This window comes from Pseudomonas sp. GL-R-26, from assembly GCF_019947365.1.
Taxonomy (GTDB): Bacteria; Pseudomonadota; Gammaproteobacteria; order Pseudomonadales; family Pseudomonadaceae; genus Aquipseudomonas.
This window is the reverse complement of record NZ_JAGYGI010000003.1, coordinates 145491-162527: the sequence shown is the minus strand read 5'-3', so window position 1 is coordinate 162527 and position 17037 is coordinate 145491. Positions and strand designations below refer to the sequence as shown.

General features: G+C 62.3%; 14 protein-coding genes. 7 read left to right on the top strand and 7 right to left on the bottom strand.

What is annotated here, in order from left to right:
* Positions 1-81: 81 nt before the first annotated feature.
* From KGA96_RS05475 to KGA96_RS05445, 7 genes are all read right to left on the bottom strand, one after another.
* Positions 82-1506, bottom strand: coding sequence for a gamma-aminobutyraldehyde dehydrogenase (locus KGA96_RS05475; RefSeq protein ID WP_223511922.1), 1425 nt, complete (start codon positions 1504-1506; stop codon positions 82-84).
* A 169-nt stretch (positions 1507-1675) separates the two neighbouring features.
* The gene (locus tag KGA96_RS05470; RefSeq protein ID WP_223466584.1) at positions 1676-2485 is read right to left on the bottom strand and encodes an ABC transporter permease; all 810 of its coding nucleotides are present in this window, start codon (positions 2483-2485) and stop codon (positions 1676-1678) included.
* The gene (locus KGA96_RS05465; RefSeq protein ID WP_046041053.1) at positions 2475-3422 is read right to left on the bottom strand and encodes an ABC transporter permease; all 948 of its coding nucleotides are present in this window, start codon (positions 3420-3422) and stop codon (positions 2475-2477) included. Before KGA96_RS05465 ends, KGA96_RS05470 begins: the two co-directional genes overlap by 11 nt.
* Before the next feature lies 1 nt (position 3423).
* Positions 3424-4461: an ABC transporter ATP-binding protein gene (locus tag KGA96_RS05460; protein WP_046041054.1), complete on the bottom strand. Its 1038-nt coding sequence runs from the start codon at positions 4459-4461 to the stop codon at positions 3424-3426.
* Positions 4462-4709: 248 nt separating this feature from the next.
* Complete coding sequence (gene ydcS / locus KGA96_RS05455; RefSeq protein WP_046041056.1) at positions 4710-5861, bottom strand: putative ABC transporter substrate-binding protein YdcS; 1152 nt, start codon at positions 5859-5861, stop codon at positions 4710-4712.
* 84 nt (positions 5862-5945) lie between these two features.
* Positions 5946-7433: a gamma-aminobutyraldehyde dehydrogenase gene (locus KGA96_RS05450; protein WP_080925318.1), complete on the bottom strand. Its 1488-nt coding sequence runs from the start codon at positions 7431-7433 to the stop codon at positions 5946-5948.
* Between the two features lie 102 nt (positions 7434-7535).
* On the bottom strand, positions 7536-8450 hold the full coding sequence (locus KGA96_RS05445) for a LysR family transcriptional regulator (RefSeq protein WP_007975056.1): 915 nt from the start codon (positions 8448-8450) through the stop codon (positions 7536-7538).
* Between the two features lie 177 nt (positions 8451-8627).
* Between KGA96_RS05445 and KGA96_RS05440 the strand changes: the two genes are divergently transcribed.
* The 7 genes from KGA96_RS05440 to KGA96_RS05410 all read left to right on the top strand — a co-directional run bounded on the left by KGA96_RS05440 (position 8628) and on the right by KGA96_RS05410 (position 17031).
* Positions 8628-9320 (top strand): tellurite resistance TerB family protein, encoded by a 693-nt coding sequence (locus KGA96_RS05440; RefSeq protein WP_223511920.1) that lies wholly within the window; start codon positions 8628-8630, stop codon positions 9318-9320.
* Positions 9321-9644: 324 nt separating this feature from the next.
* The gene (locus KGA96_RS05435) at positions 9645-11267 is read left to right on the top strand and encodes a methyl-accepting chemotaxis protein (RefSeq protein WP_046041062.1); all 1623 of its coding nucleotides are present in this window, start codon (positions 9645-9647) and stop codon (positions 11265-11267) included.
* Entirely contained in the window at positions 11267-11803 is a 537-nt protein-coding gene (locus KGA96_RS05430; RefSeq protein WP_046041063.1) for a chemotaxis protein CheW, read from the top strand. The genes KGA96_RS05435 and KGA96_RS05430 overlap by 1 nt, the downstream gene beginning before the upstream one ends.
* Complete coding sequence (locus tag KGA96_RS05425; RefSeq protein WP_046041064.1) at positions 11800-13071, top strand: CheR family methyltransferase; 1272 nt, start codon at positions 11800-11802, stop codon at positions 13069-13071. Before KGA96_RS05430 ends, KGA96_RS05425 begins: the two co-directional genes overlap by 4 nt.
* Positions 13068-13748, top strand: coding sequence for a chemotaxis protein CheW (locus tag KGA96_RS05420; RefSeq protein WP_046041065.1), 681 nt, complete (start codon positions 13068-13070; stop codon positions 13746-13748). The genes KGA96_RS05425 and KGA96_RS05420 overlap by 4 nt, the downstream gene beginning before the upstream one ends.
* Entirely contained in the window at positions 13745-16024 is a 2280-nt protein-coding gene (locus tag KGA96_RS05415) for a hybrid sensor histidine kinase/response regulator (protein ID WP_046041067.1), read from the top strand. The genes KGA96_RS05420 and KGA96_RS05415 overlap by 4 nt, the downstream gene beginning before the upstream one ends.
* Positions 16021-17031, top strand: a complete 1011-nt coding sequence (locus KGA96_RS05410) for a chemotaxis response regulator protein-glutamate methylesterase (protein ID WP_046041068.1) — start codon at positions 16021-16023, stop codon at positions 17029-17031. The genes KGA96_RS05415 and KGA96_RS05410 overlap by 4 nt, the downstream gene beginning before the upstream one ends.
* Positions 17032-17037 lie beyond the last annotated feature (6 nt).

Sequence of the window (17037 nt, the reverse complement as noted above, 5' to 3'; positions counted from 1 at the left end):
ACCGGCTTCTTCCTTGGAACCGTGGTGACGCCTTCGCGAGCAAGCCCGCTCCCACAGGGATCGGGTTTGCCTGAAAGGTTTTTAGTGCTTGAACATCACATGCCGCACAACGGTGTAGTCCTCCAGCCCGTACATGGACATGTCCTTGCCATAGCCGGACAGTTTCTGACCGCCGTGGGGCATTTCGCTGACCAGCATGAAGTGCGTGTTGACCCAGGTGCAGCCGTACTGCAAGCGCGCTGCCAGGCGATGGGCGCGGCCGACGTCGGCGGTCCACACGGAGGAGGCCAGGCCGTAGACCGAGTCGTTGGCCCAACCCAGCACCTGCGCTTCATCGCTGAATTTGGTCACCGACACCACTGGCCCGAACACTTCGCGACGGACGATTTCGTCGTCCTGTTGTGCATCGGCCAACACGGTCGGTTCGAAGAAGAAGCCATTGCCCTCAACCGCCTTGCCGCCGGTGATCAAACGAATGTGCGGCTGGGCGATGGCGCGCTCGACGAAACCGGCCACGCGGTCGCGGTGTTGCGCGGTGATCAGCGGGCCGAGTTCGGTCGATGGATCATCCTGCAAGCCGTACTTGATGCTGCTGACGGCGGCGCCGAGTTTCTCGACGAACTTGTCGTAGATGCCTGCCTGGGCATAGATGCGGCAGGCAGCGGTGCAGTCTTGCCCGGCGTTGTAGAAACCGAAGGTGCGGATGCCTTCGACGGCGGCGTCAATGTCGGCGTCGTCGAAGATGATCACCGGGGCCTTGCCGCCCAGTTCCATGTGCATGCGTTTGACGCTGTCGGCGGTGCTGGAAATGATGTTCGAACCGGTGGCAATCGACCCGGTCAGCGACACCATGCGCACTTTCGGGTGGTTCACCAGCGGGCTGCCGACGGTAGGACCACGGCCGAACACCAGGTTGAGCACACCGGCCGGGAAGATCTCCGACGCCAGCTCGGCCAGGCGCAGGGCGGTCAGCGGGGTTTGTTCCGACGGCTTGAGCACCACGGTATTACCGGCGGCCAGGGCCGGGGCGATTTTCCAGGCGACCATCATCAGCGGGTAATTCCACGGCGCGATGGAGGCGATCACGCCCACCGGATCGCGACGGATCATCGAGGTGTGCCCTGGCAGGTATTCGCCACCGGCCGAACCGCTCATGCAACGGCTGGCGCCGGCGAAGAAACGGAACACGTCTGCAATCGCCGGGATCTCGTCGTTCAGTGCGGCGCTGTAGGGCTTGCCGCAGTTGTCCGACTCCAGTTTGGCCAGCTCTTCGCCGTGGGCTTCGATGACATCGGCGAGTTTGAGCAGCAGCAGCGAACGCTCTTTCGGCGGGGTATGCGACCAGCTGTCGAACGCGGCGTCGGCGGCGCGTACGGCGGCATCGACCTGGGCTGCGCTGGCTTCGTTGATGTCCACCAGCACACGGCCCAAGGCCGGGTTGAATACGGGTTGGGCGGGGCCTTCGCCGTCTTGCAGTTGGCCGTTGATCAAGAGTTTGGTTTGCATGGTTCTGTCCTCACTAACACTTTTATTTTTCTGCCTGAACCGGATCTAAATGTAGGAGTGAGCCTGCTCGCGATAGCGGTCATACAGTCGACATCACTATTGAATGACAGTCAGTCATCGCGAGCAGGCTCACTCCTACAGAGATTCGGTTCCTTCAGTGGTTATTCGGTTATTTCCCACCACTGCCCGCAACGCTTTCGCCGCCACGGGTCAGGTAATAGGCGCCGAGAATCGGCAGCATGGTCACCAGCATCACCAGCATCGCCACGACGTTGGTCACCGGCACATCTCGTGGGCGGCTGAGCTGGTTGAGCAGCCACAGCGGCAGGGTGCGTTCATGGCCGGCGGTGAAGGTGGTGACGATGATTTCGTCGAACGACAGGGCAAACGCCAGCATGCCGCCGGCCAGCAACGCCGAGCCGAGGTTCGGCAGGATGATGTAGCGGAAGGTCTGCCAGCCGTCGGCGCCGAGGTCCATCGAGGCCTCGATCAAACTGTGGGAGGTGCGGCGCAAGCGGGCGATGACGTTGTTGTAGACGATCACCACGCAGAAGGTCGCGTGGCCGACGATGATGGTGAACATCCCCGGCTCGATTCCCAATGTCTTGAAGGTCGCCAGCAATGCGATCCCGGTGATGATCCCCGGCAGGGCAATCGGCAGTATCAGCATCAGCGAGATGCCTTGCTTGCCGAAGAAGTCGCGGCGATACAACGCGGCGGACGCCAGCGTGCCGAGGATCATGGCGATCAGGGTGGCAATCGAGGCGATCTGCAACGACAGCTTGATCGCTTCGAGCACGTCCGGCCGTGAGAACGCCACGCTGAGCCAATTCAGAGTGAAGCCCTTGGGTGGAAAGCTGAATGCCGCGTCTTCGGTGTTGAAGGCGTACAGGAAGATGATCAGGATCGGGAAGTGCAGGAACACTAGCCCGCCCCAAGCTGCGATTTTCAGGCCTATTGAGGCTTTCTCAGAGTGCATCGAAGGCCCCCAGTCGTTTGACGATGGACAGGTAGATGGCGATCAGCACGATCGGCACCAGGGTGAAGGCGGCGGCCATCGGCATGTTGCCGATTGCGCCTTGCTGGGCATACACCATGCTGCCGACGAAGTAGCCGGGCGGGCCGACCAGTTGCGGCACGATGAAGTCGCCCAGGGTCAGCGAGAAGGTGAAGATCGAACCTGCGGCAATGCCCGGGATCGACAGCGGCAGAATCACTTGCGTGAAGGTCTGGCGCGGCTTGGCACCGAGGTCGGCGGAGGCTTGCAGCAGCGAGGGCGGCAGGCGTTCCAGCGAGGCCTGGATCGGCAGGATCATGAACGGCAGCCAGATGTAGACGAACACCATGAAGCGGCCAAGGTGTGAGGTCGACAAGGTACTGCCGCCAACGCCCGGAATGCCCAGCACGAACTGCAGGACCGGTTCCAGCCCCAGGTGCTGCACGAACCACTGCGCCACGCCGCCCTTGGCCAGCAGCAGCGTCCAGGCGTAGGCCTTGACGATGTAACTGGCCCACATCGGCATCATCACCGCGATGTAGAAGAACGCCTTGGTCTTGCCGGTGGTGTAGCGCGCCATGTAGTAGGCAATCGGGAACGCGACGATGGCGCTGGCAATCGACACCACAATCGCCATGCCCAGGGTGCGCAGGATGATGTCGAAGTTCGATGGCTGGAACAGCGCGGTGAAGTTTGCCAGGGTCAGGTCAGGGGTGACCGCCATGGTGAAGTCATCGAAGGTGTAGAAACCCTGCCACAGCAGCGTCAGCAACGAGCCGAGGTAGATCGCGCCGAACCACAGCAACGGCGGCACCAGCAGCATCGACAGGTACAGGTTCGGCCGGCGATACAACAGGTTGGAAAACCTGCGCAACGGCGAGCCGCCTGACGAGGTTTGAGTAATAGCCAAGGTGCTCATCTCACACCCCGCCTGCAAGGGTGTCGTGCAAATGGACCATCGCTTCCCGTGCCCAGCGTGCGCTCAGGCGCTGCCCGGTCTGGTGTTGCGAGCTGCTGTCGATCCACTGATTGTTGGCTTGGCTGATGTTCAGGGTCTGGCCGTTTTCCAGTTTCAGTTCGTAGCGGGTGGCGCTGCCCTGGTATTGGATGTCGTGGAGCAAACCGCTGACTTCAATCTCGTGGCTGGCCAGCGGGCCTTCGGCGAATCGCACGTGTTCCGGACGAATCGAGAACGGCTGCGGATTGCCACTGAGCTGCTTGGCCAAGTCGCCGCGAATCACGTTGGAGGTGCCAACGAATTCCGCCACGAAGGTGGTAGCCGGTTTCATGTACAGGTTACGCGGGCTATCGACTTGTTCGATGCGGCCCTTGTTGAACACGGCCACGCGGTCGGACATCGACAGCGCTTCGGTCTGGTCGTGGGTGACGAAAATGAAGGTGATGCCGAGCTGGCGTTGCAGCTTCTTCAACTCGCCCTGCATTTGCTCGCGCAGTTTCAGGTCAAGGGCACCGAGGGGTTCGTCGAGCAGCAGCACCCGTGGACGGTTGACCAAGGCGCGGGCCAGGGCCACACGCTGGCGCTGACCGCCGGAGAGCTGCACCGGCTTACGTTCGCCGTAGCCGCCGAGGGCGACCATCTCCAGGGATTCTTCGGCGCGCTTGAGGCGTTCGGCCTTGCCGATGCCTTTGACTTTCAAGCCGTAGGCGACGTTGTCGCGAACGTTCATGTGCGGGAACAGCGCGTAATCCTGGAACACGGTGTTCACGTCGCGCTGGTACGGCGGCAGGCCGGCGGCCTCTTCGCCATGAATGCGGATGGAGCCTGCGCTCGGTTGTTCAAAACCGGCGATCAGGCGCAAGCAGGTGGTCTTGCCCGAGCCGGACGGCCCCAGCATGGAGAAAAACTCGCCGTCCTGGATGTCGATGGAAACCCGGTCTACGGCTTTCACTTCACCGAATAGACGGGAAACGTTGGTGAACTGGACTGCAAGCGTCATGGTGCGGTGCTCCAAAAAGGCGAAGGCCGTCGCAGCGGCCCTGCCTGGACTTCTGAAAAAACAGTCATTCGAAAATCAGCTTTGCTTCTTGAAAAGCGTCGATCACATAAAGTCGTTTCGGGAGCGTAGCGAGCGGCGATTAGCCGTGTCCGGCCAGCGCGCAGCCCCCGGAGCGTACGTCAGTACGTGAGGAGGCGAGCACTGCCCGGGCGCGGCTGGTCGACGCGCAGTAGCTACCGGAATGACTTTTACCTGCCGCCCATGATCGCGATGTAGTCCTGGGTCCAGCGGCTGTACGGCACGAACTTGCCGCCTTCAGCCTGCGGGGTTTTCCAGAAGGCGATCTTGTCGAACTGGTCGAATCCGTTGGTCTTGCAGCCTTCGGCGCCGAGCAACTCGCTCTCTTTGCACGCCGCCGGAACCGCTGGCAACGAGCCGAACCACGCTGCTACGTCTCCCTGGACTTTCGGTTGCAGCGACCAGTCCATCCACTTGTAGGCGCAGTTCGGGTGCTTGGCCTCGGCGTGCATCATGGTGGTGTCGGCCCAACCGGTGGCGCCTTCTTTCGGAATGGTCGAGGCGATTGGCTGCTTCTCGTTCATCAGGCCGTTGACCTGATACGGCCAGGCACCGGAGGCAACCACGCCTTCGTTCTTGAAGTCGCTCATTTGTACAGTGGTGTCGTGCCAGTAGCGGTGGATCAACGGCTGCTGGGCGCGCAGCAGGTCGAGCACGGCCTTGTACTGGGCTTCGGTCAGTTCGTACGGATTCTGGATGCCCAGTTCCGGCTTGGCGGTCTTCAGGTACAGCGCCGCGTCGGCGATGTAGATCGGGCCGTCATAGGCCTGCACACGGCCCTTGTTCGGCTTGCCGTCCGGCAGGTTTTCCGCGTTGAACAGCACGCCCCAGCTGGTGGGCGCGGTCTTGAACACGTTGGTGTTGTACATCAGCACGTTCGGGCCCCACTGATACGGGGTGCCGTAGGTCTGCTTGTTGACCACGTACCACGGTCCATCCTTGAGGCGCGGGTCGAGGTTTTTCCAGTTCGGGATCAACGCGGTGTTGATCGGCTGCACACGCTTGCCGACGATCAGGCGCAGGGACGCATCGCCGGACGCGGTGACCAGGTCGTAACCGCCCTTGGCCATCAGGCTGACCATTTCATCGGAGGTGGCCGCGGTCTTGACGTTGACCTTGCAGCCGGTTTCTTTCTCGAAACCGGTCACCCAGTCGTAGGCCTTGTCACTCTCGCCACGTTCGATGTAGCCGGGCCAGGCCACAATATCCAGTTGGCCTTCGCCCGCCCCGACAGCTTTGAGCGGCTCGGCGGCCTGGACACTTGCGCTGGCCAGCAGCGCGGTGGTGATTGCACTGAGCAGTGCGGTCTTGTGCACGAACATTGGAATTCCCTCTTCTTTAATTATGGTCGGGGCAGTGTTTTGAACGTGGTGAAGCATGCCGTTGGCGGCTTGTTATTAGCGTAGTCAGAGATGTTCGCCATGGCGGGCCATGATGTGCCGCACCACGCTGTAGTCCTGAAGCGAATCGCTGGACAGGTCTTTGCCGTAGCCCGAACGTTTCAGGCCGCCATGGGGCATTTCGCTGACCAGCATGAAGTGGCTGTTGATCCAGGTGCAGCCGTACTGCAAGCGCGCCGCGACCTGCATGGCCTTGTCGAGGTTCTGCGTCCAGACCGACGAGGCCAGGCCGTATTCCGAATCGTTCGCCCAGTCCACCGCTTGTTCCAGCTCTTCGAAGCGGGTCACGGTGACCACCGGCCCGAACACTTCGCGCTGGACGATCTCGTCACTTTGCTTGCAGCCAGCCAGCAGGGTCGGCTGGTAATAGAAGCCGGCGCCGGAATGCACCGCCGCGCCGGTCACCCGCTCGATGTGCGGCTGGCCGAGGGCACGCTCGACAAAACTGGCCACGCGGTCGCGCTGGCGGGTGCTGATCAGCGGGCCGATTTCGTTGTCTGCGTCGCGTTTGCCGGCGAAGCGCAGGCTGCTGACGGCCGCGCCGAGCTCGGCCACCAGACGGTCATGAATCCCGGCCTGGGCGTAAACGCGGCAAGCGGCGGTGCAATCCTGTCCGGCGTTGTAGTAGCCGTAGGTGCGTACGCCTTCGACCACGGCCTGAATGTCGGCATCGTTGCAGACGATCACCGGAGCCTTGCCGCCGAGTTCGAGGTGGGTGCGTTTGAGTGTCTTCGATGCGGCCTGGAGAATCTTTTGGCCGGTGACGATATCGCCGGTCAGCGACACCATGCGGATCTTCGGATGGCTTACCAGATGGCTGCCGACACCTTCGCCGCCACCGCAAACGATGTTGATTACACCGCGCGGCAGGATCTCGGCCAGCGCCGGGGCCAGGGCCAGGATCGACAGCGGCGTGTGTTCGGACGGCTTGAACACCAAGGTGTTGCCGGCGGCGAGGGCCGGGGCGATTTTCCACGCGGCCATCATGATCGGGTAGTTCCACGGCGCAATCGACGCCACGACCCCGATAGGATCGCGACGGACCATGCTGGTGTAACCCGGCAGGTATTCGCCGCTGAGCTGGCCGGTCTGGCAACGCACGGCACCGGCGAAGAAGCGGAACACGTCGACCGTGGCACTCAGGTCATCCTGACGGGCCAGGTGCAACGGCTTGCCGCAGTTCATGGATTCGAGGCGGGCCAGCAGGTCGGCATTCTTTTCGATGGCGTTGGCGATCTCCAGCAACAGGTTCGAACGCTGTTGTGGCGTGGTCCGCGACCAACCGGCAAAGGCACGATGGGCGGCGAGGATGGCGGCTTCGACCTGCTCGGTGCTGGCTTCGGCGATCTGCGTGACGACTTCGCCGGTAGCCGGGTTGAGAATCGGCTCGACGCAGCCTTGACCGGCGACTAATTCACCATCAATCAACAATGCGGTGAACAACGGGGTCTGCGCGCCAGCCATTTTTCGGGTTCTCTTTTCTTGTGTGGCCATGGTGTTCCCAGTAATTGGGGCCCGGCCGTCTTATATAGATGTAACAAGACTAGTTCGCAGACCCGAGGACAACAAATACTAAATACTGAAGGTGGCGTTCGATTAAATAGATGGCTTGCGCCCGCCGTGGGGTTGCTCGCGGGCGACCGTGAGGAAGGGGTCTACCAGCGCCGGCCGCGCGGTGCCGCGACGCCAGGCCAGGCCGACATCCAGGGTCTGGCTGAGGTCGGCGATCGGCCGCGCTTCGATGATGTCGCCCTCCAGTGACCACGGGCGATACGTCATGTCGGGCTGGATCGATACGCCCAAACCGGCGGCCACCAGGCTTCGCACCGCTTCGGTCGAGGCGGTGCGCAGGGTGATGCGCGGTTGCAAGGAGGCTGCCGACCACATGCGCTGGGCGTTGCGGTCCATTTCATCGACGTTCAGTTGAATCAATGGCTCGCGGGCCACGTCGGCGAGGTTGATGCTGTCGTGTTCCAGCAGCGGATGCTGGGCCGGCAGCCATAGCCGGTGCGGCGAGTGGGTCAGTACTTCGGTCTGCAGGGCGTGGCGGTCTTCGAGGTTGGACAGGATCAACACGCCGACATCGATCTCGCCACTGACCAGCAAATGCTCGATGTACGGGCGCTCATCTTCCATCACGCGGATTTCCACGTTGGGGTAGGCGCGCTGGAAGCGGGTGAGCAAATCCGCCAAGTAGTAACCGGCCACCAGGCTGGTCACGCCGACGATCAGTTGCCCGGCGACCTGGTCGGTGCTCTGTTGCAGGCTGCGCTTGGCGTTATCCACGGTGGCCAGGATCAAGTGCGCCTGACGCAGGAATTGATGCCCCTGGTGGGTCAGGGTCATGCCTTTGGCGTGGCGGCTGAACAGGCTGACGCCGATTTCCTCCTCCAGTTGCTGGATCGCCAGGGTCAGGGTCGACTGGGAAATGAACGCGGTTTGCGCGGCGGCCGAGATCGAGCCGGTCTCGGCCACGGCGATGAAGTGACGGATCTGACGCAAGGTCATCATGGGAAAGTACCCGGTGGGCTGTTTTTATCGATTGGCGAGAGTGTATATCTTTTTTTCTGATAGGCCGGCGCAAGCGGCAATGCAACATCTGGAAGCACTCTCGCCCACGGGACGTGGGCACTTTCGTTTTAGGCTGGTGGTTCTGGTTTCAGGTTAAACGTCTTGTGGAGGCGGTAAATGAACACCCGTGGATTGCTCGATCAACTACTCAAGTCCGGCCAGGACCTGTTGCAGAACAAGGCCGGCAGCTCACAGCAAAAGAGCGCGAGCGGTGGCATCAGTGCCCTCGGTAGCTTGCTCTCCGGCGCGAGCGGCGGGGCATTGGCGGCAGGCGCCATGGGTTTGCTGCTCGGCAGCAAAAAGGCCCGTAAAGTCGGGGGCAAGGTTGCGGTCTACGGCGGTCTCGCCGCGTTGGGCGCGCTGGCTTATAAAGCCTATGGCAACTGGCAGGCGCAACAGGGCGGTGCAGCCGCTACGGAACCGCAAACCCTGGACCGCGTGCCGGCCGCGCAAGTCGAACTGCACAGCCAGGCGATTCTCAAGGCGCTGGTGGCCGCGGCCAAGGCTGACGGTCATGTCGATGCGCGTGAGCGGGCCTTGATCGAAGGCGAATTCACCCGGCTCGACAACGACCAGGAGCTGCAACACTGGCTGCACGCCGAGCTCAACAAGCCACTGGACCCGGGCGATGTCGCCCGCGCCGCCCGCTCCCCGGAAATCGCCGCCGAGATGTACATCGCCAGCGTGATGATGGTGGACGAGGAAAACTTCATGGAGAAGGCCTACCTCGATGAGCTGGCGCGCCAGCTCAAGCTGGAGCCGGGGTTGAAGGGCGAGCTGGAGAAGCAGGTTCGCCAGGCTTCCCTGTAAACCTTCAGACTGCATTCGCGAACAGGCTCGCTCCCACACGGGATCTTCAGTGATCACAGTTTCTGTGTACGCTAGATATTCAATGTGGGAGCGAGCTTGCTCGCGATGGCGTTTTCGGCCACAACACCTCCCCAATGACCATTGCATGGTCCCTTTCTGCCCAATCACCCCAGGCACCCATCCCCTTCATTAGCGGACAGTCCCAACCCAGAGCCCATCGCGCCTTTTTTCAACGGGATGAGAAGCGGTGCGCACCGTCTTATAAATGAAACACCGCCCTCGGCTATACTCCCCGCATTTCGAATCAGGCCCCGAGGATTGACTGTGAAGAACTGGACGTTACGCCAACGCATTTTGGCGAGCTTTGCGGTAATTATCGCCATCATGTTGCTGATGGTGGTCCTCTCCTATTCGCGATTGCTGAGGATCGAAGAGAGCGAAGCCAGCGTGCGGGACGACGCTTTGCCGGGGGTTTATTACAGCTCGATGATTCGCAGCGCTTGGGTCGACACTTTCCTGCAGACTCAGGAATTGCTCGGATTGAAAGAAGGGCAGGGCATCAGCAGCGAAGACGCTGCGGAATTCAAGGCTTTCGAAGCGCGTCTGCTGGAGCAGATAGGTAACTACCGCAACACCATCACGACCGATGAAGACAAGGTCGAGTTTGCCGCTTTCGAACAACGGCACGAGGAGTTCAGCAGGATTCTGACGGCAGTGCTCGATCTGCACAGCCGCAACCAGGAAGCCGAGGCCGTCAAGTTGTTCACCGAGCAACTGACCCCGGTCTGGACCGCAGGTCGCACGAAGCTCAACGAAATCCTCCGCGAAAACAAATTGGTGGCCGACCACGAAATGGCCGCCATCGACGACGCCGTGCTTTCGGCAAAAATCAGCATGGGCATTTCCCTGCTGGTGGCCGTCCTGGCTGCCGGCCTCTGCGGTTTGCTATTGATGCGCGCCATCATGGCGCCGATGAACCGCATCGTGAAAATCCTTGAAATCATGCGCACCGGCGACCTCAGCAGCCGCCTGAACCTGGAGCGCAAGGACGAATTCGGCGCGGTAGAGACCGGTTTCAACGACATGATGTCCGAGCTCACTTCTCTGGTGTCCCAGGCCCAGCGTTCGTCGGTGCAGGTGACCACGTCGGTGACCGAGATCGCCGCAACGTCCAAGCAGCAACAAGCCACCGCCACCGAAACTGCCGCCACCACCACGGAAATCGGTGCGACCTCCCGTGAGATCGCCGCCACTTCCCGGGATCTGGTGCGCACCATGACCGAGGTCTCCACCGCCGCCGATCAGGCTTCCGTGGCCGCCGGCTCCGGGCAGCAGGGCCTGGCGCGCATGGAAGAAACCATGCACTCGGTGATGGGCGCGGCCGATCTGGTCAACGCCAAGCTGGCGATCCTCAACGAGAAGGCCGGCAACATCAATCAGGTGGTGGTGACCATCGTCAAGGTCGCCGACCAGACCAACCTGTTGTCGCTCAACGCCGCCATCGAGGCCGAGAAGGCCGGGGAATACGGACGCGGTTTTGCCGTGGTCGCCACCGAAGTACGGCGCTTGGCGGACCAGACGGCCGTGGCCACCTACGACATCGAGCAAATGGTCCGCGAGATCCAGTCGGCGGTATCGGCCGGGGTCATGGGCATGGACAAGTTCTCCGAAGAGGTGCGTCGCGGCATGTCCGAGGTGCAGCAGGTCGGTGAGCAGTTGTCGCAGATCATCCATCAGGTCCAGGCGCTGGCACCGCGGGTGCTGATGGTCAACGAAGGCATGCAGGCCCAGGCCACCGGTGCCGAGCAGATAAACCACGCGCTGGTGCAGTTGGGTGATGCCAGCAGCCAGACCGTTGAGTCTTTGCGCCAGGCCAGTTTCGCCATCGATGAGCTGAGCCAGGTGGCCGTTGGGCTGCGCAGCGGCGTTTCGCGATTCAAAGTCTGATGAGCGAAATCACGGCCAAACGCTCTGCCGTGAAGCAGGCGCTGCAAGCCTTGTTTCTGGTGTTTCGCATCGGTAACGAACGCTATGCCTTGAAGGCTATCGAAGTGGCTGAAGTGCTGCCGCGCCTGCCGTTGAAGCCTGTTCCCCATGCGCCTGTATGGGTCGCCGGGGTGTTCGCCTATCGGGGCTCGGTGGTGCCAGTGATCGACTTGAGCGCACTGACCTTTGGCATGCCTGCACAGGCCCGTACCAGCACGCGACTGGTGCTGGTCAACTATCGCCCGGATGAAACCGCCGAGACGCAGCTGCTCGGACTGATTCTGGAGCAGGCGACTGACACCTTGCGCTGCGATCCGGCGGATTTTCAGCCCTACGGCCTGGACAATCGCCAGACGCCCTACCTCGGGCCGGTGCGCAAGGACGAGCAGGGCTTGCTGCAATGGGTGCGGGTCGGCGATCTGCTGGACGATCAGGTGCGCGCCTTGTTGTTTCCCTCGCCGCCTATGGATTCGGCGCTGCTGCAGGAGCGGCCATGAACAGCGACCAGCGTTTTTTCGACTTCCTCAAGGAAACTATCGGACTCGACGTGACCTCGGTGGGGCCTGCGATCATCGAGCGAGCGGTGCGCCAGCGCAGCATCGTTTCGCAAGCAGTCTCGGCCGATGAGTATTGGCGCACCTTACAGGGCTCGCGGGACGAGCAGCAGGCTTTGATCGAAGCGGTGATCGTTCCGGAAACCTGGTTTTTTCGTTATCCGGAATCCTTCGTCACCCTGGTGAAACTGGCTGGCAAGCGTCTGGCCGAGATCAACAACCTGCGCGCACTGCGGATTCTCAGCCTGCCGTGCTCCACCGGCGAAGAACCGTACTCGATCGCCATGGCGTTGCTCGATGCCGGGCTCAAACCGCACCAGTTCAAGGTCGATGGCCTGGACGTCAGCCCGTTATCAGTGGAAAGAGCCCGGCGGGCGTTGTACGGCAAGAATTCCTTTCGGGGTGACGACATTGCATTTCGCGACCGTCATTTCATTGCCGAAGGCGAGAGCTATCGCCTCGATCAGCGGGTGCTCGAGCAAGTGCGCCTGCAGGTTGGCAATCTGCTGGATCCGGCCTTGCTGGCCGGTGAACCGTCCTTTGATTTCGTGTTTTGTCGCAACCTGCTGATCTATTTCGACCAGCCGACCCAGAAGCAGGTCTTCGAAGTGCTCAAGTGCCTGACCCATGTAGACGGCGTGCTGTTTATCGGGCCGGCCGAAGGCAGTCTGCTGGGGCGTTTGGGGATGCGCTCGATCGGCATCCCGCAGTCCTTTGCGTTCAGTCGACAGGGCACTGCGGACCCTGAACCCTTGCCGGCATTCGTTCCAGCGCCATTGCCAGTGCCGCAACCGCTGCGCAATCCGCCGCCTGCGCCAGTGCGCAGCCGTCCGTTTGTCCGGGTTGCGCCGCTGCGGCCTGCACCTGCAATCTCCGGCGCCGACACTGCCGCGCTGCTGGCCAATATCGCCGTGCTGGCCGATGAAGGCAAAAGCGCCGAGGCGCGAGCGGCGTGTGAAAGCTATTTGCGCAGCCATGAGCCGGTGGCCCAGGTCTTTTATTGGCTGGGACTGCTCAGCGATGTGGCCGGCAATACCCTTGAAGCCCAGGGTTTTTATCGCAAGGCGTTGTACCTCGAACCGCAACATCCCGAAGCGTTGATGCACCTTGCCGGGTTGCTGCAGGCCCAGGGCGACGCGATGGGAGCCAGACGATTGCAGGAGCGTGCCGCCCGCAGCGCACGTTTCGCCGACAGTGAGCGTAAACGATGATTGCCTCCGACACCTTTAGCGTCACCCGGGATGCCCAGGCCATCGACGATTGCTGGAACCGCATCGGTATCCACGGCGACAAGTCCTGCCCGCTACTCAGCGAGCATATTCATTGCCGCAATTGTGCGGTGTATTCGGCGGCCGCCACACGCTTGCTCGATCGCTATGCGTTGCAGCAGGAAGATCGCGGGATCGTGTCCGTTGCGCTAGAAAACGAGGTGAAAACCCGCTCGCTGTTGATGTTCCGTCTGGGTGAAGAGTGGCTGGGGCTCGCGACCCGAAGCCTGGTAGAGGTGGCGCCGCTGCAAGCGATTCACTCTTTGCCGCATCAACGTTCCCGGGCCTTGCTCGGCGTGGCGAATGTGCGCGGCGCGCTGGTCGCCTGCCTGTCGCTGGTGGAGTTGCTGGGGCTCGACAGCACTGGCAACGCGGTGTCCGGCACGCGGGTCATGCCACGCATGTTGATCATCGCCGCCGATGGCGGGCCGGTGGTGGTGCCGGTGGATGAGGTCGACGGGATTCACGCCATCGACGAGCGCATTCTCGATAGCGCATCGCGCTCGGGTGCCCAGGCCAGTGCCAAATACACCCGTGGCGTGTTGCAATTCAAAGGTCGCAGCCTGCGTTGGCTGGATGAAGAACAGCTGCTGTCCGCCGTGACCCGGAGTCTCACATGACCCCCGAGCAAATGCGCGACGCCTCTCTGCTGGAGCTGTTCAGCCTGGAGGCCGAAGCCCAGACCCAGGTCTTGAGCGCCGGCCTGCTGGCGCTTGAGCGCGACCCGACCCAGGCCGATCAACTTGAATCGTGCATGCGCGCTGCGCACTCGCTCAAGGGCGCGGCGCGGATCGTCGGTGTCGACGCCGGGGTCAGCGTCTCCCATGTGATGGAAGATTGCCTGGTCAGTGCCCAGGAACGCCGCCTGTTGCTGCGCCCCGAGCACATCGATGCGTTGCTGCAAGGCACTGATTTGCTGATGCGTATCGCCACGCCGAATAACAACCCGGAGGCCGCGGACATCGAGGTCTACGTGGCGTTGATGGCGCGATTGCTGGACCCGACGGCCCCGCTGGTTGCGCCTTCCGCACCGGTGATGGCCGAACTTCAGCTCGAAGCGCCGTCGCCAAGGGTCGAGCCGCCGGTGCCTGCCGTCGAACCGCCATCGGCGCCGACCCCGCGCAAGACCAAACGCACCACCGAAAACGGCGAGCGAGTGCTGCGTGTTACCGCCGAGCGCCTGAACAGCCTGCTCGATCTGTCGAGCAAATCCCTGGTGGAAACCCTGCGGCTCAAACCGCACCTGGCGACCATGCAGCGACTCAAGCGCATGCAGAGCAACAGCCTGCGCGCACTGGAGAATCTCAATGTGCATCTCAAGGATCACGCCTTGAGCCTGGAGGCCCAGGAAGCCCTTGAGGATGCGCGGCGGCTGCTCGCGCAATCCCAGCAATTGCTCATTGAAAAGAACGCCGAACTCGATGAGTTCGCCTGGCATGCCAGCCAGCGGGCGCAAGTGTTATACGACACGGCGCTGGCCTGTCGCATGCGGCCGTTTGCCGATGTGCTGACCGGGCAAGTGCGGATGGTCCGGGATCTGGGGCGCGATCTGGGCAAACAGGTGCGGCTGGAGATTGAAGGCGAAAAGACCCAGGTCGATCGCGACGTACTGGAAAAGCTCGAAGCGCCGCTGACTCACCTGTTGCGCAACGCGGTCGACCACGGCATCGAGACCCCGGAGCAACGCCTGCTGGCGGGCAAGCCGGCGGAAGGTTTGATTCGCCTGCGCGCGTCTCATCAGGCCGGTTTGCTGGTGCTTGAACTGAGCGATGACGGTAACGGCGTGGACCTGGAAAAGGTCCGTCGCAGCATCGTTGAACGAAGTTTGTCGCCCGCGCAAACCGCCGCGCAGTTGAGCGAAGAGGAATTGCTGACGTTCCTGTTCCTGCCCGGTTTCAGTCTGCGGGACACGGTCACCGAGGTGTCCGGTCGCGGCGTCGGCCTGGATGCGGTGCAGCACATGGTCCGGCAGTTGCGCGGCGCGGTGGTGCTGGAGCAGACGGCGGGCGAGGGCAGTCGTTTCCACCTCGAGGTGCCGCTGACCCTGTCGGTGGTGCGCAGCCTTGTGGTGGAAGTCGGCGACGAAGCCTATGCCTTCCCGCTGGCGCACATTGAGCGCATGTGCGACCTGGAGCCGGCGGATATCGTGCAGGTCGAAGGCCGCCAGCATTTCTGGCACGAAGGCCGGCATGTCGGCCTGGTGGCGGCCAGTCAGTTGTTGCAACGTCCGGCCAGCCAGAACAGCGGGCAAACCCTGAAGGTCGTGGTGATTCGCGAGCGCGATGCGATCTACGGCGTGGCCGTGGAGCGGTTTATCGGTGAGCGGACCTTGGTGGTGCTGCCGCTGGATGAGCGTCTGGGCAAGGTGCAGGACATTTCCGCCGGGGCCCTGCTCGACGACGGCTCGGTGGTGCTGATCGTCGACGTCGAAGACATGCTGCGTTCGGTGGATAAGCTGCTCAACACCGGTCGCCTGGAGCGCATTGCCCGCCACAGCAATCAGGTGGTCGAGGCGGCCCGCAAACGAATTCTGGTGGTGGATGATTCCCTGACCGTGCGAGAGTTGCAGCGCAAGCTGTTGCTCAATCGCGGCTACGACGTGGCGGTTGCGGTGGACGGCATGGACGGCTGGAACGCGCTGCGTTCGGAGGATTTCGATCTGCTGATCACCGACATTGATATGCCGCGCATGGACGGCATCGAATTGGTCACGCTGCTGCGTCGGGACAATCGCCTGCAATCGCTGCCGGTGATGGTGGTGTCCTACAAGGATCGTGAAGAGGACCGGCGCCGTGGACTGGATGCCGGGGCCGACTATTATCTAGCCAAGGCCAGTTTTCATGACGACGCCTTGCTCGATGCAGTGGTTGAGCTCATTGGAGGAGCGCGGGCATGAGGATCGCAATCGTCAACGACATGCCCATGGCGGTGGAGGCCCTGCGCCGCGCCCTGGCATTCGAGCCGGCCCACGAGGTGGTCTGGGTCGCCGGCAATGGTGCCGAAGCGGTGCGCCAGTGCGCGCTGGACACGCCGGACCTGATTCTGATGGACCTGATCATGCCGGTAATGGATGGCGTCGAGGCTACGCGGCGGATCATGGCCGAGACCCCCTGTGCCATCGTCATCGTCACCGTGGATCGCCAGCAGAACGTGCACCGGGTGTTCGAGGCCATGGGCCACGGTGCGCTGGACGTGGTCGACACCCCGGCCCTCGGCGCCGGCAATGCCCAGGAAGCGGCCGCGCCGTTGTTGCGCAAGATCATGAACATCGTCTGGCTGATCGGCGACAAGGGCAACAGCCCGCGCTCGACGCCGGCACCGTTGCGCAGTTCGGGCTCTCGCCAGAGCCTGATCGCCATTGGCTCATCCGCGGGTGGGCCGGCAGCGCTGGAAGTCTTGCTCAAGGGACTGCCGCGTGATTTCTCTCCGGCCATCGTGCTGGTGCAGCACGTTGACCAGGTGTTTGCCGCCGGTATGGCCGAGTGGCTCGGCAGCGCCAGCGGCCTCGACGTGCGCCTGGCCCAGGAGGGCGAGCCGCCGCAAGGCGGCACGGTGTTGCTGGCCGGCACCAATCATCATATTCGCTTGCTCAAAAACGGCACGCTGGCCTACACCGCCGAACCGGTCAACGAGATCTACCGGCCCTCCATCGATGTGTTCTTCGAGAGCGTGGCCAGTTACTGGAATGGCGACGCCGTAGGAGTTTTGCTTACAGGCATGGGACGTGATGGCGCCCAAGGGCTTAAACTCATGCGCCAACAGGGCTACCTGACCATCGCACAAGACCAAAACAGCAGTGCGGTGTACGGCATGCCGAAGGCGGCCGCAGCCATCGACGCTGCCGTGGAGATTCGCCCGCTGGACAAGATAGCGCCACGATTGCTGGAGATTTTCGCCAAATGAGCACTT